The organism is Catellatospora sichuanensis (assembly GCF_007483665.1).
Classification (GTDB): domain Bacteria; phylum Actinomycetota; class Actinomycetes; order Mycobacteriales; family Micromonosporaceae; genus Catellatospora; species Catellatospora sichuanensis.
Window position 1 is genome coordinate 59445 of the sequence record NZ_VIQO01000012.1, and the last position, 18738, is coordinate 78182.

Annotated in this window: 18 protein-coding genes; 10 read left to right on the plus strand and 8 right to left on the minus strand. The window is 70.7% G+C overall.

The window, feature by feature from the left end; all coding sequences use genetic code 11:
* Window positions 1–8: 8 nt before the first annotated feature.
* The 5 genes from FLL47_RS23545 to FLL47_RS23565 form a co-directional block, all read right to left on the minus strand.
* Window positions 9–506 carry a DUF1990 domain-containing protein gene (locus tag FLL47_RS23545; RefSeq protein WP_144122745.1) on the minus strand — a complete coding sequence of 166 codons (498 nt, stop codon included), beginning with the start codon at window positions 504–506 and terminating at the stop codon, window positions 9–11.
* Window positions 503–1318, minus strand: coding sequence for a YndJ family protein (locus FLL47_RS23550; RefSeq protein WP_144122746.1), 816 nt, complete (start codon window positions 1316–1318; stop codon window positions 503–505). The genes FLL47_RS23545 and FLL47_RS23550 overlap by 4 nt, the downstream gene beginning before the upstream one ends.
* A gap of 112 nt (window positions 1319–1430) precedes the next feature.
* On the minus strand, window positions 1431–1946 hold the full coding sequence (locus FLL47_RS23555; protein WP_144122747.1) for a hypothetical protein: 516 nt from the start codon (window positions 1944–1946) through the stop codon (window positions 1431–1433).
* 159 nt (window positions 1947–2105) lie between these two features.
* Window positions 2106–4901, minus strand: coding sequence for an AfsR/SARP family transcriptional regulator (locus FLL47_RS23560; protein ID WP_144122748.1), 2796 nt, complete (start codon window positions 4899–4901; stop codon window positions 2106–2108).
* Window positions 4902–4996: 95 nt separating this feature from the next.
* A complete protein-coding gene (locus FLL47_RS23565; protein WP_186315871.1) occupies window positions 4997–5425 on the minus strand; it encodes a RidA family protein in 429 nt (142 codons plus the stop codon).
* Window positions 5426–5690: 265 nt separating this feature from the next.
* Here FLL47_RS23565 and FLL47_RS23570 point away from each other — a divergent pair, with 265 nt between their 5' ends.
* From FLL47_RS23570 to FLL47_RS23595, 6 genes are all read left to right on the plus strand, one after another.
* Window positions 5691–6149: a cupin domain-containing protein gene (locus FLL47_RS23570; RefSeq protein WP_144122749.1), complete on the plus strand. Its 459-nt coding sequence runs from the start codon at window positions 5691–5693 to the stop codon at window positions 6147–6149.
* An 85-nt stretch (window positions 6150–6234) separates the two neighbouring features.
* Window positions 6235–7029, plus strand: a complete 795-nt coding sequence (locus tag FLL47_RS23575) for a DUF6585 family protein (protein ID WP_144122750.1) — start codon at window positions 6235–6237, stop codon at window positions 7027–7029.
* 201 nt (window positions 7030–7230) lie between these two features.
* Complete coding sequence (locus FLL47_RS23580; RefSeq protein WP_425457754.1) at window positions 7231–8340, plus strand: hypothetical protein; 1110 nt, start codon at window positions 7231–7233, stop codon at window positions 8338–8340.
* Complete coding sequence (locus FLL47_RS23585; protein ID WP_144122751.1) at window positions 8340–9869, plus strand: alkaline phosphatase D family protein; 1530 nt, start codon at window positions 8340–8342, stop codon at window positions 9867–9869. The genes FLL47_RS23580 and FLL47_RS23585 overlap by 1 nt, the downstream gene beginning before the upstream one ends.
* 27 nt (window positions 9870–9896) lie before the next feature.
* Window positions 9897–10178 (plus strand): SRPBCC family protein, encoded by a 282-nt coding sequence (locus FLL47_RS23590; RefSeq protein ID WP_222106162.1) that lies wholly within the window; start codon window positions 9897–9899, stop codon window positions 10176–10178.
* Window positions 10179–10314: 136 nt separating this feature from the next.
* Window positions 10315–10752 carry a hypothetical protein gene (locus FLL47_RS23595; protein ID WP_144122752.1) on the plus strand — a complete coding sequence of 146 codons (438 nt, stop codon included), beginning with the start codon at window positions 10315–10317 and terminating at the stop codon, window positions 10750–10752.
* Between the two features lie 103 nt (window positions 10753–10855).
* Here the strand turns inward: FLL47_RS23595 and FLL47_RS23600 are convergent, their stop codons facing one another.
* Window positions 10856–11254 (minus strand): MerR family transcriptional regulator, encoded by a 399-nt coding sequence (locus FLL47_RS23600; protein ID WP_144122753.1) that lies wholly within the window; start codon window positions 11252–11254, stop codon window positions 10856–10858.
* Between the two features lie 109 nt (window positions 11255–11363).
* Here FLL47_RS23600 and FLL47_RS23605 point away from each other — a divergent pair, with 109 nt between their 5' ends.
* A complete protein-coding gene (locus tag FLL47_RS23605) occupies window positions 11364–12074 on the plus strand; it encodes an SDR family oxidoreductase (protein WP_144122754.1) in 711 nt (236 codons plus the stop codon).
* Window positions 12075–12483: 409 nt separating this feature from the next.
* Window positions 12484–13377 (plus strand): hypothetical protein, encoded by an 894-nt coding sequence (locus FLL47_RS23610; RefSeq protein WP_144122755.1) that lies wholly within the window; start codon window positions 12484–12486, stop codon window positions 13375–13377.
* 84 nt (window positions 13378–13461) lie between these two features.
* On the opposite strand, the gene FLL47_RS23615 is transcribed toward FLL47_RS23610, so the two are convergent.
* Window positions 13462–14163, minus strand: a complete 702-nt coding sequence (locus FLL47_RS23615) for a hypothetical protein (RefSeq protein WP_144122756.1) — start codon at window positions 14161–14163, stop codon at window positions 13462–13464.
* A 445-nt stretch (window positions 14164–14608) separates the two neighbouring features.
* On the opposite strand from FLL47_RS23615, the gene FLL47_RS44800 reads away from it, so the two are divergent.
* On the plus strand, window positions 14609–17188 hold the full coding sequence (locus FLL47_RS44800; RefSeq protein ID WP_186315872.1) for a rhamnogalacturonan lyase: 2580 nt from the start codon (window positions 14609–14611) through the stop codon (window positions 17186–17188).
* Window positions 17189–17259: 71 nt separating this feature from the next.
* The gene (locus FLL47_RS23625; protein ID WP_246158505.1) at window positions 17260–17625 is read left to right on the plus strand and encodes an L-rhamnose mutarotase; all 366 of its coding nucleotides are present in this window, start codon (window positions 17260–17262) and stop codon (window positions 17623–17625) included.
* Here the strand turns inward: FLL47_RS23625 and FLL47_RS23630 are convergent.
* The gene (locus FLL47_RS23630) at window positions 17591–18721 is read right to left on the minus strand and encodes a Gfo/Idh/MocA family protein (RefSeq protein WP_144122757.1); all 1131 of its coding nucleotides are present in this window, start codon (window positions 18719–18721) and stop codon (window positions 17591–17593) included. The two genes, FLL47_RS23625 and FLL47_RS23630, sit on opposite strands and share 35 nt — an antisense overlap.
* Window positions 18722–18738 lie beyond the last annotated feature (17 nt).

Sequence of the window (18738 nt, forward strand, 5' to 3'; positions counted from 1 at the left end):
GTCATCGGTCAGCCGACGAGGCGGCGCAGGGCACGACCCAGCATCCGGGCGTACGCGTGCTGGAAGCCGACGACCAGCGGACCGGCGGCCCTGGTGTACCAGCGGGCGGGGCGGCTGAACGCGGTCATCGTGAACCAGACCTGCCCGTCGACGAGCTCGACCACGAACGACTCCTCGCCGCACTCGGGGTGTCCGGCCAGCGTTCCGTACCCGAAACCGGCCCGCCGCGGCCCCTCCTCCACCCACACCACCAGGCACGGCGCGGCGATGCGCAGCGAGCCGATGCCGAGTCCCGACGTCACCGCGAGGCCCTCGACCGCGCGCGGGCCGGCGGCGTCGATGCGCACCCCGGCGGCGCGCTGCGGCGCGAAGGTCAGCACCGCGTCGGTCGCGGCGGCCATCGCCGAGGCGTCCCCGATGCGGGCGCGGTAGCGCAGGTGGTGGTAGCCGCGCGGCAGCACGTCGTCGCGCGTGGCGCCGACTTCCGCGTAGCTGAATCCGGTCATGCCCGCACCCCCATCCGCCGCCACGCCACCAGCGCGCACAGCGCGAAGGCGAGCGCGTTGGCCAGCCCGTGCGTGGCCGCCATCCAGGCCAACGACGGGTGCGGCAACCCGGTGGCCTCGCCCAGCGCCCAGCTCAGCGCCAGCAGCATGGTGACCGCGAGGGTCGCGGCCGCGACGGCGAGCAGCGTCCGGGTCGTCCGGTCTGCGCTGCGGGTACGGACGTTGCGCCAGGTGAGCCAGGCGACGAGCCACATGCCGGTGGTGAGCACGACCGCACCGGCGAGTTCGGCGGTGTCGTCGACGAAGTATCCGGCGAGCACCAGCAGCGTGCCGACCGGTACGCACCAGGCGGCGGCTCGGGCGGCACGGCTGTCCACGGTCTGGCAGACCAGGCCCGCGATGAGCGCGGCCCCGAAGCCGGCGAAGTGCAGGTGCGGCACGGTCAGCGCGAGGATGCCGAGGTCGAAGCCGAACAGCTCGTGCCCGGCGCGCTCGGCGAGCAGCGCGCTCGCGGCGACGGTCGGCGCGGCCAGTGCGGTCAGCACCGCCACCTCCGCCGATGCCAGGCTGCGCCGTTTCGCCAGGCGCACGGCCGCCAGCCCCGCGAGCAGCAGGGTCATCAGGGCGTATGGCACGCACAGGCCGGTGGCGAGCGCTCCCCGCGGCAGCCATAACGCGACGGCGGCCGGTGTGGCGACGACCGGCCACCACCTGGCCAGCAGGGCCAGGCCGGGGCCGTCGACGAGCCGCAGCCCGAGCGGCATCAGCAACAGCATGCCGAGCATGATGATCGAATTTACCAGTGGGGCCATCCGGCCACTCCTCCCCGAGGTGGTACTTGAACACGTTCAAGTACCACCTCGGAGGCTAGCGCATGGACTTGAACGTGTTCAAGTCCCTGGGGACGTCGTCCCCGCGACGGGCTCAGTACGGGTTGTAGAGGACCCGGTCCTGGCTCTTGACCACGTGCGATGATCCTTCGAACGTGCTGCCGTACACCAGGAACTCGACGTTGGTGAAGTTCGCCGAGGTGAACTCGCCGGAGGCGGTGCCGGTCGACGAGTAGCACGGCTGGCCGGTCGCATTACCGGTGTAGCTCGGGTAGACGTTCGTGACGAACGTGGAGTACTTGCGCCCGCCCACGTAGTACATGTTCACGTTGATCGTCAGGTACGGCAGCATGTAGCTGGACTGCCGGCAGACGGTGAGGTTGTAGTGCAGTGCGCTGCCGCCGTCGTCGAACTGGACGGTGCCCTCCACCCAGCCGATCTGGATGCTGCCACCGGTCGGGTAGTAGTGGCGGATCTGCATGGTCACCGGCTGCGCCGGGCCCCACGCCGCCTGCGCGGGCGTGGCGGCGGCGGGCAGGACCAGGGCGCCGACAGTGGCCAGCGCCACCAGTAGCGACCTGGCGGCCGAGCGCCTCAGGAACGACTTCATCAATGCTCTCCTCTGCTGTCCGGAGGGGATGCACAGCCGCGGCCCGGCCGGGAGTCGCTCCCGCACGGCGATGCCGGTCGAGTCCCGATCCTGTCACCGGCGACTGGACGGCGACTGGACCGCGACTGGACGCGGCCCTCAGGTACCGGCGCCTGGCTGTCAGCGCCGCGTGCCGGCACGCCCGTCGGCCAGCCTCAGCCGGACCTGCGCCGCCTCCGGCGGATCGAGGTGGTCGAGCAGGGCCAGCGCCTGACGCCACACCGAACGCGCGGCCGTGCCGTCGCCGCCGGCGGCGAGGGCGTCGCCGAGATGACTGAGCACGAGCCCTTCGAGGTGACCGTCGCCGAGTTCGCGGTAGATGTCGAGGGCCTGCCGGAACGCGTCGACGGCCTGGTCGTGTTCGCCGCGATGACGGTGGGCGTAGCCGATGCTGTCCAGCGTCGAGGCGACGCCGCTACGGTCGCCGAGTTCCGCCAAACCGGCCAGCGCGGCCCGGCAGTGGTCCAGTGCCGCCGCATGGTCGCCCAGTAGCGCATGGCACCAGCCGACTGCGTTGCGGGCGCGAGCCACACCACGCGCGTCACCGGCGGCACGCAAGATCTCCAGCCCTCGTCGGGCATGGTCCAGGGCCTGCCGGAGACCGCCCTGCCGCTCCCACATCAGTGACAGGTCCAGCTCGATCCGGCTCAGCCCCGTCAAGTCGCCGACCTCACGGTAGAGCTCGCCTGCCTGCCGCAGCTCGGCCTGCGCCTCGTCCATCCGGCGCAGCCGAATGTACGCCCGAGCCAGTGACCGGTGTGCCACGGCCTGCGCCCGGGGCGCACCGTCGCGCCGGGCGGCTGACACGGCGAGCCGCTGTACCGTGGCCAGATCGGCCCAGTGGCCACGACGGTCCAGATAGGTCGCCAGCGTCCGGGCCAGCCGCCACGCCCGCCCGGGTGACACCGCGGTGGCCCGCTCGACGGCGGCGACCAGGACGGCCCGCTCGGCGTCCAGCCAGGCCAGCGCCTGCTCGGCATCGGCGAGGTCCACCGGTGCGGCCCCCGCCGACGGCGGTGCCAAACCGAGCGGGTCGTCCGGTCGGGGCTGGGTGAGCTGCTCGGCGGCGTACGCCGCGTGCAGGTAGTGGTCGAGCATCCGCAGCAGGGCGGCGTCGCGGCCGGGGGCCGGCTCGGACCCGGCGGCGACCTCCGCGGCGTAGGTACGCACGAGGTCGTGCAGCAGGTACCGGCCCGGCAAGGGCTCGCCGGCCAGTCCCGCCCGGACCAGTTCGCCCAGCTGCCGGCGTGTCTCGGTGAGCGTCCAAGCGGTCAGACTGGCCGCCGCCGGGACCGTGGTCTCCGGCCCTGGATGCAGCCCGAGCAGCCGGAGCAACCGCGCCGCCGGCGGGGCCAGGGCGTGGTAGGACCACGAGAACACGGCCCGCAGGTCGGTGTCCGGATCGCCGGTGGTGAGCGCGTCGAGCCGGCCGTCGTCGCCGCGCAGCTGCCCGGCGACGGCCGACAGCGGCAGGTGCCGGTTCAGCGCGGCACGGGCCGCGAGGATCACGATGGCCAGCGGCAGCCCGCCGCAACGGTCGAGCATCTCGGCCACGGCGGCGGGCTCGGCGGCCGACCGCGCGGCGCCGACCCGCCGCGTCAGCAGTTGCCGGGCGTCGTCCGCGGCGAGCGGTTCGAGCGTCAGCGGGTGCGCTCCGTCGGCCGCGACCAGCCCGGCGAGCTGGTGGCGCGAGGTGACCAGCAGCAGGCAGCCGGGCGTGCCGGGCAGCAGCGGCCGGACCTGTGCCGGGTCGCGGGCGTTGTCAGCCACGATCAGCATGCGGCGCCCGGCGATCACGCTGCGGTACTGTGCCGCCTGGGCATCCGTCGTGGCGGGCAGCCGCTCGGCGGGCACGCCCAGCGCGTCGAGGGCTCGGCGTACTGCGTCCGCCGGTGCCATCGCGACACCGCCGGGGTCGAATCCGCGCAGATTCAGGTAGAGCTGTCCGTCGGGGAACCGGGGCGCGATCCGGTGGGACCAGTGCACCGCGAGCGCGGTCTTTCCCACCCCCGGCGCACCGGACACCACCACCGCGGGGACCGCGGCCGGTTCGGCCAGTAGCCGGTCCAGTCGTGCCAGCTCCCCCGCCCGGCCGGTGAAGGCGTGGACGTCAGCGGGCAGCTGCGCCGGGACCACGGCCAGGCCAGGCGGCACCTGCGTGTCGTGCAGTAGCGAAGTGTGCGCGGCGGCCAGCTCGGCACCGGGATCGACACCGAGCTCCTCGGCCAGCCGTCGGCGTATGTCGTGATAGGCGGCGAACGCCTGGCCGCGCCGTCCCGCAGCCTGGTAGGCGATGATCAGCTGGGCGTGCCAGGCCTCGTTCAACGGCTGCCCGGCCACTGCCTCCTCCAACGCGGGCAGCCCGTCGGTGGGACGGCCTGCGGCGACCGTCAGCTCGCCGTATCTGGCCAGCGCCTCATGCCGCTCGACGGCCAGCGCCACGAGCCTGGGATGGTCGGCGAGCACCGGGATGTCCGCAAGCGGTGCGCCCTGCCACTGCCGCAGCGCCTGGGCCAGCGACGCCGCGGCGTCGTCGTGGCGGCCCTGCTGCTGCGCCGCCGTAGCTGCGGTGACATGGTCGCGGAAGCGGAGCAGGTCCACGGCGGCGGCCGGCAGGCACAGCCGGTAGCCGTCGCCGGCCTTGCGCAGCACCGTGCCCGCGGCCCGGGGCGGCCGGTCGGGCTCCAGCACCCGGCGCAGCCGCAGCACGTAGGTCTGGATCACGTTGGCGGCGCTCGGCGGCGGCGGCCGGTCGGGCCACAGGCCGGCGATGAGGTCGTCACGGCGCAGCGCCTGACCGCAGTGCAGGGCGAGCAGTCCGAACACGGCCCGCTGACCGGCCGGGCCGACGTCCAGCGGTTGCCCGCCGCGCCAGGCGCCGGCCGGGCCGAGCACCTGAATGCGTACGTCCGTCATGTCCGCAGTCGAACGTAGATCACGGTGATCGATGCCGCAACGCCCCGCCCACCCAGCAGGATGGGCGGGCGACGGCGGGGATCGCCGGGACCGGCCTAGTGCGGTACGACGGCGATGACGTCGATCTCGACGAGCATGCCTTCCAGCGCCAGCGCGGGCACCGGGATCAACGTCCACGGCGGCTTCGTGTCACCCCATACCCTGGCGAACTCCTCCCTGATGGCGGTGAACTTCTCCTTGCTGTGGTCGACGACCAGGAGGTTGAACTTCGCCACGTCGGACATCTTGGCGTCCGCCGCGGCCAGTACCGTCTCGGTGTTCTTCAGGGCCTGCCTGAGCTGGGTGGCGAAGTCGTCCGCCAGCGCCCCGTCTGCGGTCTCGCCGCCCTGTCCGGCGGGGAGGATCACCCTCCAGCCCGCTGGATAGACCGCCAGGTGCGAGTACGCATTCGGCCGCGGGTCGTAGAGGCCTTCCGGGTTGATGAACATGAGGCCCTTGATGTCTTCTGCCCGAATCGGGTTCATCTCCGTTCCTCCCACTGCACGCGGGGGTGAGCGCTGTTGATCATATCGCTGTCCCCTCGTCGACATGCCCTCCTGTCAAGATCTACGACGGGCGGACGGCCGCCGGACCGCGGTCGAATCCCAGGTCCGCGGTGTTTCCGGAGGGCGGAGGTAGGACAATTCCACTTGGGTCGGCGGGCCCGACGGCGGCCGTCACCGCGAGTGTCCATCGGCCCGGCGGAGGGAAGCCGATCAATCCGACCACCGACGGCCGAGGGGAACAGTCATGATCGGGATGCGTATGTCCGGTGCCGTCCTGGCCGTCGGCATGGCGGTTGCCGTCATCGCCGGGACGCCCACGCCGCAACATCCGGCGGACCGGGTGGCGGTCGCCGCCGTGACCTGGCAGGAGCCGCCGGAGGAGACGGTGACGGTCCTGCTCGAACAGGCACTCCCGAATGTGCCGGGCAAGACGTTCACCTCGGCGATCGTGGACTTCCCACCCGGCTCCCGCGCGGTCCCGCACCGCCACGGTCAGGCGTTCGTCTACGCGTACGTCCTCGACGGCACCGTGCGCAGCCAGATCGAGGGCCAGCCGGTGCAGACGTACCACGCGGGCCAGAACTGGGTCGAGGAACCGGGGGCGCACCACGTGCTCACCGAGAACACCAGCAGCACGGAGCCGGCAAAGCTGCTGGTCGTGTTCATCTCCAACACCGGCGACCCGATCAGGGTCCCGGACTGAAGTTCGGGCGGCTCGATCGGATCACCGCAGACCTGGCACACGTTCACCCATTGATGAGTGACCATATGCACGGCATGATCTGCACATGGACAGTCGTGCGGGTGGACGCTCGATCGAGCAGGCCGTGGCCGAAGCCGGCCTGGGTGAGCAGCACGGCCGCTACCGGTCCGCGGTGGCCGCCGACATCGCCATCGTCGTGTGCTTCGCCGCGCTGGGAGGCATTCTGCTGGCCGCCTCGGGTGGTGCGGGCGCGGTCGTCGCGATGGGACTGGGCGTGCTCGCGGTGGCAGCGATCGGCGGGCTGGTCACCTGGCGCAAGGCCAACACGTGGCGTCACCTGTACACCGGCGGGACGCTGACCGTCGATCCCCGCGGAACGGTGACCTCGCTGGTGACCTGGCACGACGTGGCGCACCTGCGGTATTGGACCAGGGTCGTCAATCTCGGCACCGCGTACACCGAGGTGCCGCAGTGCCGCCTCGACCTGAACAGCGGCGAAGTCGTCGACCTGGCCAAGCCACGGTACAAAGAACTGCCGGAGATCGTGTCGTTCGTCGACGCGAAAATCTCCGCGCTCAAACTCCCGCTCAAGGTCGAGGAGCTGCGCAAGACCGGTGCCGCGGTCTTCGGTCCGATCACGCTGGCCGCCGAGGGGGTGCGCGGGCGCGAGTCGCTGGTGCCATGGCACGCCGTCACGAGGATCGAGGCCGGAAAGACCCGCCTGAAGATCTGGACCGATGCCCGCCAGCCGGTCGTCTCACAGCTGCTCAACGCGGTTCCCGAACTCACCGTGCTGATCCACATGTTCGGGCACTGGCAGGAGCTGCAGCAGCCGGACCCGTCCGGCACGTCCACGCAGCCGCAGCGCAAGAAGTCCTGAAAGCACGGGCGGGACCCACTACCGGCCGCCCGCAGCAGCGCAACGCAACCGGCGACGAGCACGAACAGGCGAGGCGCGGCGAACCGTCGCGATCACCGCACGATTACGGCCGGCGATCACCGCCGTTCACGCGGTCGCCATGCGTGCGTCGCCGCCACGACAGGGGACGCCTGCACGCTGCTGGCGATCCCGTCAGGAGGCATGGTGAAGACAGCGAACCTGATCGCCAACCCGGGCGCCGACGTCGGCACCGGCGGTGCCGGCACGCCGACCCCGGTGATCCCCGGGTGGACCACCATCGAGGGCACGGCGGCCGTCATCGCGTACGGCAGCAGCGGTTATCCGACGGCGTCCAGCCCTGGGCCGACCGACCGCGGGGCGAACTTCCTCGGCGGCGGCGACTCGCCGCGCACCCGGCTGACGCAGCAGCTCACGCTGCCGATGACGGCGCAGATCGACGCGGGCACCGCGCTGTTCGACGTCGGCGGCTGGCTGGGCGGATATGCGGGCCAGGACGACGGCGTACGCCTGTCCGTGGAGTTCCTCGACGCCGCGGCCCGCCCACTCGGCGTGGTCGTGCTCGGCCCGGTCACCGCCACCGAACGGGCGAGCACGACCGGCCTGCTGCGCCGCGCCCAGACCGGCACCGTGCCGCCGGGCAGCCGCACCGCCCGGGTGCTGCTGCTGTTCACCCGCGACGGCGGCACCTCCAACGACGGCTACGCCGACAGCCTGTGGCTGACCCTGTCCACGCCCGAGGCGAACCTTCTGGTGAACCCGGGCGGCGACGCCGGCCCCGGCGGCAGCGGCGGCACGACGGCGTCCATTCCCGGCTGGACCCATCTGGAGGGCGGCACGGCCGTCATCACCTACGGCACCAGCGGTTACCCGACCGCGTCCAGCCCCGGACCGGCCGACCGCGGCGCGAACTTCCTCGGCGGCGGCACGTCCGCGCGCAGCCGCGTCGGGCAGAGCGTGACGCTGCCCGGCACCGCCGCGATCGACGCGGGCACCGCCCGCTACGACGTGGCGGCCTGGCTCGGCGGGTACGCCGACCAGAACGACACCGCGCAGCTGTCCGTGGCGTTCCGCAACGCCGCCGGGCAGACCCTGTCCACCGTCGTGCTCGGCCCGGTCACCGCCGCGCAGCGCGCCAACACCACCGGGCTGCTGGCGCGCACCGCGACCGGCACCGTGCCCGTGGGCAGCCGCACCGCACAGGTCGAGCTGCTGTTCTTGCGCTCCGGCGGCACCTCGAACGACGGCTACGCCGACTCCCTGTCCCTCAGCGTCTCGCCCGGAGGAGCCTGATGGCCCTGCACCGCCGCCAACTGCTGCAGGCCGCCGTCGGCGCGGGCGCGCTGTCCGCGGCCTGGCCGCTCGCCCGGGACCTCGGCCCGCAGGCCGCCTACGCCGCCGCCGCGGCACTGGGCGCGAGCTGGGACCCGGCGCCGTTCACCCTCGGCGTCGCCTCCGGCGACCCGCTGCCGACCAGCGTCGTGCTGTGGACCCGGCTGGCCCCGGACCCCCTGGCCGACGTGCAGCCGCTGCCCGACATCGTGCAGGTCGACTGGAGCGTCGCCACCGACGCGGCCATGACCAGCGTGGTCGCGTCCGGTTCGGTCGCCGCCTCGGTGCTGCTCGGGCACAGCCTGCACGTCGTCGTCGACGGGCTGGCCCCCGGGCAGCGCTACCACTACCGGTTCCGTGCGCTCGGCCAGTACAGCCGGGTCGGGCGCACCAGGACCGCACCCGTCGGCTCGGTGAACCTGGTCCGGTTCGCGTCGCTGAACTGCCAGAACTACCAGTCCGGCGAGTACCCGGGCATGCGCGACATCGCCGCCGACACCAACCTCGACTTCGTCGTGCACCTCGGCGACTACGTGTACGAGGGCTCGGAGCTGGGCACCGCGTACACCCTGACGGACTACCGCAGGCTGCACGCGCTGTACAAGGGCGATCCGCTGCTGCGCGATGTGCACGCCGCGCACCCGTTCTACCTGACCTGGGACGACCACGAGGTCGTCAACGACTACTCCGGCTCGCGCGGCGCGGCGAGCTTCGTGGCCCGCCGCTCGGCCGCCTACCAGGGCTGGTACGAGCACCTGCCGCTGCGGCTGGAGGGCTCCGACACCGCGCTGCCCGACCCGCGGATCTACCGCCACCGGCAGTGGGGCGACCTGCTCGAGCTGGTCATCCTCGACCTGCGGCAGTACCGCACCGAGCAGAACGTCACCGGCGGCTCGATCCTGGGCGCGACGCAGCAGCAGTGGGTCAAGGACCGGGTCTCCCAGCGCAGCGGCGGCTGGCACTGCTGGGTCAACTCGATCTTCCTGAGCCAGCAGCGCAACCCCGACGGCGGCTACCTGTTCACCGACCAGTGGGACGGCTTCCGCGCCGAGCGCACCGAACTGCTGACGTACGCACAGCAGCAGGGCATCGCCGACTTCGTCACCATCACCGGCGACTGGCACAGCGCCTTCGTGCAGGACGTGCGCCCCGACTTCGACAACCTGTCCGCCCCGGTCATCGGCACCGAGTTCGTGGCGCACTCGACCACCTCGGGGGCGTACTCGGCGAGCTGGAACGCCACCAACGGCCCGCGGCTCGGCCAGGCCAACCCGCACCTGCAGTATTTCGAGGGCAACCGGTACGGATACGACCTGTACGAGGTGACGCCGCAGCGGTGGACGACCCGGTTACGGGTGGTCAGCGACCGCGCCAGCCCGAACGCCGCCGTCAGCACCCTCACCAGCTGGCACGTCGACCGCGGCCGGGCCGGGGCGTACGAGGACCCGGCGTCGAAGGGCTCGGCGGCACAATACCGGCGCAACCCGTGACGGCCCGGCGGGGCGTGTCCCGCAACCTTGACAACATGCAACCACGCCGGCTACTGGCTCGTCACCGCCGTCGACGAGCCGGGAAGCCTGTCCTTCGACGACGGCTTCGCCGACCTTGACTTCAACCCGAACCCGAAGCTGCCCGTCTCCAAGAACGTCTACACCTTTGCCGCGCACGGCGGCGGCACCCGCGCGACGTACGTGAGCACCTACGAGTCCGCCGAGCAGCTGCAGCAAGTCCTCGACATGGGCATCGTCGAGGGCTCCTCGACCGCGATCAACCAGATCGACGACCTGATCGCCTCGTGAGGAACCTGCCGGGCTGATCGTCTACGCGTTGCCTGAGGCGGTGTCTGCCGTAAATCGGATAAGCTGCTGCGACTCGCTCTCGGAACCGCAGCAGCTGCCTTTCGACTTTGCGGCTACCACCAGAAAGGGAGCAGCAGTGCTCGCTTCAGGAAGCACGGCGTCGGTGATCCGGCTGGCCGGTGCGCCCCGCGTGCGCACCAGCCTGGCGATCGCGCAGTGGGGACTCGGAGTTCTCTATGCTCTCGTGCTGGTGCTGTACGCCGTCAGCCGGATCCGTTTGGGACTCGGTCACTATGAGCTCACGCACGAGATGCACGATCCCAAGGATCTCGTGCCCTTCGGGTCCTCCCTGCTCAACCCCTTCACCTGGCTGTTCATGCCGTCGCAGCTGTACGTGATGCTGCACGGCTGGGTGCTCGGTGCTGTCCTCGCCGCCGGATCGCTTGTTCATGCATTGACCGGCGAGGACCGTGGCCGGTGGCTGTCCCTGACCGCCACGGCGGTCAGCGTTGTCGTGCCGGCCATCGCCCTCAGCGGATTCGGCTGGGACATATTCGTCTGGATCAGGGATTAGGCATGCCGGATCGCGTAGCCGGATCTTCAACATGGCGACGTCGACGGTGGCCTGGTATCTGACCTCTCGCTCGGCGTAGCGGATCGCCGCGGCCCGGAACTGCTCAAGCCTGTCGATCGCCCGCGCGGCGGCCTGGTCCTCCTCCTGCTCCGGGATCACCTGCCCCGGTTCGTGCCGCCGCGATGAGGGTGTCGAGTTTGTCACGCATGTCCACCAGGCTGGCGATCTGGGCCTGGATGCGATCTCGTTCGGCTGCCAGCAGGGTGACGGTGGCCCGTGTGCTGACGCCCGTGTCGAGGCACGGCAGCAGCTCCACGATCTTCTTGCTGGACAGCCCTGCGGCATACAACTGCCGGATCCATTGGACCCGGTCGAGCGCGCTGTCCGGGTAACAGCGCTGGCCGCTGGGACTGCGTACTGCGGCAAGGAGATTCTGCTCCTCGTAGTACCGCAGCGCCCGTACGCTCACGCCCGCTTTGGTGGCGAGCTCGCCGATGCGCATCCGCGCCAGCTCCTCGTGAACCGGGTCACTTGTCTTGTCTCTGACGTCAGCGTCAGGTCTTAGCGTAGCTCCCGAACGGCTCGCAACCTCGATCTACCAGGAGGTATCCATGAAGATTTCGGGTTCCGTCGCACTCGTCACCGGGGCCAACCGTGGCATCGGCCGGCACTTCGCCCAACAGCTGCTGGAGCGGGGAGCGACCAAGGTCTACGCGACAGCACGCAACCCCGCTCTCGTCGACCTGCCGGGTGTCCAGGTGCTGCGTCTGGACATCACGGACGCCGCGTCGGTCGCCGCCGCGGCCGCGACCGCCACGGACGTCACACTTCTGATCAACAATGCCGGCGTCTTCACTTCCCAGAACCTTGTCACCGGAGCGCTCGAGCAGATCCGGCTGGAGATGGATACGCACTTCTACGGCACGCTCACGATGGTCCGGGCGTTCGCCCCTGTCTTGGCCGCCAACAGCGGTGGGGCGATCCTCAACGTGCTGTCGGCGATGTCGTGGCTGGCCTACGACGGCGCCAACGCCTACGGCGCGGCCAAAGCAGCGCAGTGGAGTCTCACCAACGGCATCCGGATGGAACTCGCGGGCCAGGGCACGCTGGTGACGGGCCTGCACCTGGGATCCACCGACACGGACATGATGGCCGGCCACGACATCGCCAAGAACGACCCCGCCGACGTCGTGCGCGCCGCGCTCGACGGCATCGAAGCCGACCAGCACGAGGTACTCGTCGACGACGCCAGTGTGCAGGCCAAAGCCGCCCTGGCCGCGGACCTCGGCACCCGCTACCCGCAGCGTGTCTCCGGAAGCTGACGGGATCGACGGCCACCGCGCCAGAAGCCTCGACAGCCCGGCCACGAACCGAGCCGGCTCACGAGGCGGCCGGCTGCGACCACTACCGCCTTCCCCACCTTTGGCGAAGTCTGGCTGCGGCTGCTGGAGACCTACCGCGGCTGAGCACGCTCCGGGCGGTCGCCGGGCACTGTCGAAGGAAGCTGTACGCGCTGCCGGCGGACCGGTGTCTCGTGTCGCCCGCCACATGGCCGACAGCGACAGGCACATGTTCGTCACGGACTGCCCGCCCGCGTAGGCGGGACCGGTCGGGTGCCGTCGAGATGCCGCTCGACGGCACGCGACCGGCGTGTCGGGGCAAACCCCGATCAGCCCCGGATGCCCGGCGCTAGCGTAAGAAGCCGAATCGGGACGATGTGATCGACCAACTATGGAATCGGTAACGGCTCAGATGGCAGAGGCCTGCACCTACGACTGGAATCCGCTGACGACGGCGCCGCTGAACTCGCAGCTGGCCGGCGTACTGGCGGGTCTGGTGTTCGCCGGGATGATCGTCCTGATCAGCGTGCAGCCCCAGCCCTCTCGTCTGCCGAGCGGCGTCGAGCCGGGCCGGCGCACCGAGGCGCTGGTCCTGCTGGTCGGGTCGTTCCTCGCACTGCTGATGGCCAGTTTCCTGTTCGGTGTCGCTTCCGGCGACACCGTCTGCATGCGCGGCCGGACCCTGCTCCTGTCCGCCGGCGGCCTGCTGGGACTCGGTGTGCTGAGCATGTTCGGCGGGTTGTGCTGGCTCATCGACCAGTACGATCACGAATCGCGGCGCGCCACCCGGGCGACGTTGTTCGCGACGTACTTCGTCGGCTTCATCGTGATCTTCTACCTGTCGACCACGGTCGGCGGTTACGTCGACGACGTCGGCAGCGAACTCTCTGAGCAGCTGCCAGGGTGGCTCCCGACGATCATCAACTACTACTACCTGCCGATCCTTGAAGGCATCACGGTCCTGCTGCTGCTGCGGTCGCTGGTGCACCAGTACATCAGGCGCCCGCGCACGGAGACGTCGGAGATCACGGTGCTGGCGACCGCCTACATCTACGTTCTGGGCGTGATGGTCGCCGGCGTGATCGCCATTCAGACGACGAAATTCGATCCCGACAAACCGATCACCCTCGGCTACTTCACCTTCGCAACCCTCACCTCGATCGGCGCTCCGGCTGTCGCCCTGATGATGCAGCTGTTCGCCCTGCCGACGGGTCGCTCCGCACCCGTCGCGCAGGCCCAGCCGGACCACGACGCAGACCGGCCGCCCTCGCCACACCGGGAGTGACCCGGAACGGTCCTCAGACGTCCTCGTCGCCCGGCATGTGGCAGCGCGTCCGCGGCGGACGCGCTGCCACATGCCGGGCCGCAGTCAGCTGATGATGGACAGTTCGAACGACACCGAGTCCCTGCTTCCGGTGACACCGCCGCCCGCGCAGGCCGTCACTTCGGTGATCTCCGGATCCAGGACGAAGGTCTGATCGATTCCACCGTCGGTGGCGGTGTACAGGACCGCCCAGTTGCCTTCATAGTTGTTGGTGGAGCCGGTGACGGAGATGATCCAGCCGGTCCGGCCGGTTCCGGTGCCGACGAGCCGAATCGTGTCACCGGACGACACGGGGGTGCGGTCTCCGCAGGCCTGGGCATTCAGTGACAACGCGGCGGTCTCCGGGCCGATATCGGTCACCACGTTGGGGCCGGTCGAGGTGAGCGAGATCTGGTAGTGGGTCACGCTGAAAACGCTGACCTTCATGATCCGGTCGACACTGACGCACGCCCGGTAGAAGAAGGTGCCGGACGCCGTTGGCGCGATCGTCTGGTCGATCGGCGTCTGTGTCCCGCTCGGCGAACCCGCGGGAGCCCGGAAGACCACGGTCTCCGGACCACCCACGGTAGCGGACCGCAGCGCTGTCCATTCGCCGGTGCCGTTGGCGAAGAACCCGGTCAACCTCGCCCCGCTGTCGGACTGGACACGGTCGGTACATCGACTGTCGCCGACGCCAAGGGTCTGTCCGGTGGCGATTCCCGCCGCGCCGGCCGGGCTGACCACACTCAGCGCGGCAAGCAATCCCATCGCTGCCACGGCGAGAGAGACACGCCTGTGTTTGTTCATGCAGGTTCTCCGATCTAGCGCAGATCAATTTGTTGAACATTCATCGATGTCACTTCGCACGCTACCGGAAGGGGCCGAGGCCGCAACAGAGCAACGGTTCTTGCCGGACCGACCATGGCGAGTCGCCCGTTGCCATCGACCGGCCAGGGAGCTGTTGCGTTGCGGAACGCCGGCATGACCCAGGCGGAGATCTCCGCGTCCTCGGCCGCGCAGTCGATCCGAGCAGCACCCGAAGAGGCGGCAGAACACGGGGCAAACCGCAGCCGCAATGTGGCGCGCCCGGCGCTTGACATCGCACTCAAGATGATCGATAGTTGTAACGTTTCAGACCCTGAAAGCGCTTTCCGGCCAGCGCACCACACGTCCCCACGGCAACGGAAGCGCCACCTCGACGAGGAGATCACGCATGAGTCCTCGGACCCGACCCCGCACCATCCCGTACGCCGTCATCGCCGTCACCTGCACGGCAACAATGATCCTCACCGGGCCGGCCGCGTCCGCCGGCGACCGCGAACCGCATCACGGCATCCCCGCCGTCCAACTCGAACGCCTCGACCGCGGCCTGGTCGCCGCTGCCACCACCGACGGCACGTTCCTGAGCTGGCGCTTGCGCGGACACGAGGTCGCCGGCCACACGGACACCGGCCTCACCGGCCCCGCCTTCCACGTGTACCGGGACGGGCAGCGGATCGCGACGGTCACCGACAGCACCAACTACCTCGACCGGGACGCCACGGCCGGATCGACGTACCGGGTCGCCGCCGTCGTCGGCGACGCCGAAGTCGATCTCAGCGATGCGGTCTCGCCCTGGTCGAGCGGCTACCACGACCTGCCCCTGCGCAAGCCGGCCGACGGCGTCACCCCGAGCGGCGAGGCGTACACCTACTCGGTCAACGACGTCAGCGTCGGCGATGTCGACGGCGACGGGCAGTACGAGTACGTCGTCAAGTGGGACCCGTCGAACTCCAAGGACGTCTCCCAGGTGGGCTACACCGGCCCCGTCTACATCGACACCTACACCCTCGACGGCACGCTGCTCCACCGGATCGACCTCGGCGTCAACGTCCGCGCCGGAGCCCACTACGCCCAGTTCCTGGTCTACGACTTCGACGGCGACGGCCGGGCCGAGACGATGCTCAAGACCGCGCCGGGCACGAAGGTCATCCGGTACCGGCCGGACGGCAGCGTCGCCTCCGAGCGGTACATCACCATGCCCCGCCAGGACCGCGCGGCCGGGTACTCGCACGACGACGACTACCGCCTCAGCGCCGCCGGCTACTACGACCACGTGGTCGACATGTTCCTCGGCTGGCACAAGAACCCCGAGGTGGTGGCGGGCAAGTGGCCGGCGACCCTGGAGCAGGCCTTCGGCATTGCGCCCGCGTACAGCTACCCGCTGTCCGCAGCGGACGCACGAGCGCTCGCCGACCACTTCATCGACGTGTACGCCCCCGCTCGGAGCACCCGCAACGTTCTGCGGGCGTTCCAGGGCTTCATCGTGGACGGCCCCGAATACCTGACCGTGTTCGACGGTGCCACGGGCCGCGAGCTGGAGACGATCCGGTACAAGCCCGGCCGTCACGACGACGGCCTGCGGTGGGGCGACTACGCGATGGCGCGCATCGAGCCCGCCAACCGCGTGGACCGGTTCCTGGCGACGGTGGCGTATCTGGACGGCAGGCGTCCCTCGGCCGTGTTCGCCCGCGGCTACTACACCCGCACCACCCTGGTCGCCTACCACTGGAACGGCAAGCGCCTGACCGAGGACTGGTACGTCGACAGCGGCTGGGTGCCGATGAGCAACCCGTTCAACGACTCCCCGCACGGCCGGGACGGCACCGATCCCGAGTTCGCCACGCTGACCACGCAGGGAGCGCATTCGCTCAGCGTCGCCGATGTGGACGCCGACGGCAAGCAGGAGATCGTCTACGGTGGGGCGACCATCGACGACGACGGCAGCCTGCTCTACAGCTCGTTCGCGCCGCTGCCGCCGGGCAGCGCCGACCCGGGCGCGGTGGTGCGCCTGGGCCACGGCGACGCGCTGCACGTGACCGACATCGACCCGAACCGGCCGGGACTCGAGACCTACATGGTCCACGAGGGCGGAACCTTCGCCCCGTACGGACACACGCTGCGTGACGCCCGCACCGGTGAAGTGATCTTCGGGGATTACACCGGCCGGGACACGGGGCGGGGCATGGTCGGCGACGTCGACCCCGCGGTGCCCGGCCTGGAGGTATGGCCCGCCATGCCGCCCAACGCCGCCGACCTGGGCATCGGCCTGTTCTCAGCGCACGGCGACCTGCTGGCGCCCACCACGCCCGGCACGAACATGAGTATCCGCTGGGCGGCCGACATGACCACCCAGGTCGTCAACGGCACGGCCACCACGGTCCTGCAGACGCCGACGGTCGACGACTGGCGGCGCGGCCGTCTGCTCAGCGCCGAAGGCACCCTGGCCAACAACGGCACCAAGGGCAATCCCGCGCTGGTCGCGGACGTCTTCGGCGACTGGCGTGAGGAGCTGCTCCTGCGCACGGCGGACAGCACCGCGCTGCGGATCCACCTGAGCACCGAGGTGACCGACCGCAAGATGTTCACCTTGATGCACGACCCGCAGTACCGGGCCGACGTGGCCCGGCAGCAGACGTCCTACAACCAGCCTGCGTACCCGAGCTTCTATCTCGGCTCGGACGTCGACTGGGCGCGCGTGCCGGTGCCCGATCACTGGGCTCCGGGCAGCGTGGACGCCCTGCGCGACACCCTGCAGGGATACGTGGCGAGCGGGGACGTGACCGCGCGTGAGGCGCACGGGCTCAGCGCGTTGCTGGCCCAGGCGGACCGCCATGCCAGGGATGGCCGTGCCGATGCGGCGGCCGGCGCGCTACGGCGCTTCGTGCAGCACCTGGGTGGGCGAGGAGTCTCGGCGACAGCCCGAACGGCGCTCACGTACCAGGCCGGCACTGTCCTTCGCATGCTGTCCTGACCCTGTTGACGTCGTCGCGGGCCGGTCTCGGAAAACCGGGGCCGGCCCGCGACGACGAGTCAGTACGTTTCATGTCGTCTCCAGACCCCACCACGAGGTATGCCATGCACCGGATCTGCTTCACGCTCCAGGTCAAGCCCGATCGCCTTGAGGAGTACCGGCGCCGCCACTCCCCCGTGTGGCGGGAGATGCTCGACGCGCTGCGCGACGCGGGCTGGCACGACTATTCGCTGTTCCTCCGCGACGACGGGCTGCTGGTAGGCGTGCTGCTGACCGACGACTTCGCCGCGGCACAGGCCGCGATGGAGGCGACCGACGTGAACGCCCGCTGGCAGGCCGAGATGGCGGAGTTCTTCGAGTCCGGTCGGCCCGACCATGCCATGCAGGTCCTGCCTGAGGTGTTCAACCTGGACCGGCAACTGGGCCTGGCCCCGTGACGGCTTCGGCCGGGGCGGGCCATGGCGCGCCGGTGCCGGCCATCCGCTCGTAGAACGGCGACCCGGGGCCGATCTCACCGCGCCGCACCCTGCGGCCGGTGAACGCGGACGCGTAGACGGCGGCGACGAGTTCCATGGTCGACCGCGCGTCCGCCGGGGTGACCGGCGGTGGCACGGACGCCTCAAGCGCGTCGAGAACGTGCCGGAACTGCGCGGCATGGCCGCTGTCGACGCCGGTGAGCCGGGACGTCCACAGCGTGCCGACCCGCTCCTCGTGGCCCGGGGCGCCGGTCACCGCCCAGTCGGCGTCGCGGTAGCCGTACAGGTGGGTCAGTTCGGCGGTCGCCTGCGTGAAGTCGAAGCGCAGGTAGCTGGTCTGGCGGGGCGACACCAGGCTGTTGGCGACGGTGGCGATCGTCCCGTTCTCGAAGGTGACGAGCGCGCAGGAGAGGTCCTCGGTCGCCGTCGGCCGGGCCTGGCGGGCCGCGATCGCGACCACCTCGGACCACGGCCCGAGGACGGCGAGCATCAGGTCCATCTGGTGGATGCCGTGTCCCATGGTCGGTCCGCCGCCCTCGGTCTCCCACCGGCCGCGCCACGGCAGCGCGAAGTATTCGTCGGGGCGGTGCCAGAGGGTGTCGCAGACGGCGGCGGTCGGTCTGCCGAATCCGCCGTCGCGGCACAGGCCGGCCAGTGCGAGCCCGCCGCTGCCGAAGCGCTGCTGGAACACCGTCGCGAAGTAGGGGCCGTCGGCCGCCGTGTGCGCGGTGATGCGGTCGAGTTCGGCGAGGCTCAACGCCGGCGGCTTCTCGCACAGCACGGTGATCCCGCGGTCCAGGCACGTGATGGCCTGCTCGGCGTGCAGGCCGGGCGGGGTACACAGGACGACGATGTCGGGTGGCCCGGCGGCGAGCAGCTCGTCGAGGTCACGGTGCAGCCGCCGGACGCCGAAGCGTGTCCCGAACTGCGTCCGGCGTTGCTCGTCGACGTCGACTGCCGCGACGACCCGGGCGCGGCCGGCGAGCCCGCTCAGCGCCTCGGCGTGAAGCGCGGCGACGGCGCCGGTGCCGACGATCGCGACGTCGAATCTCCGCACGCCGGTTCCTCCTCCAG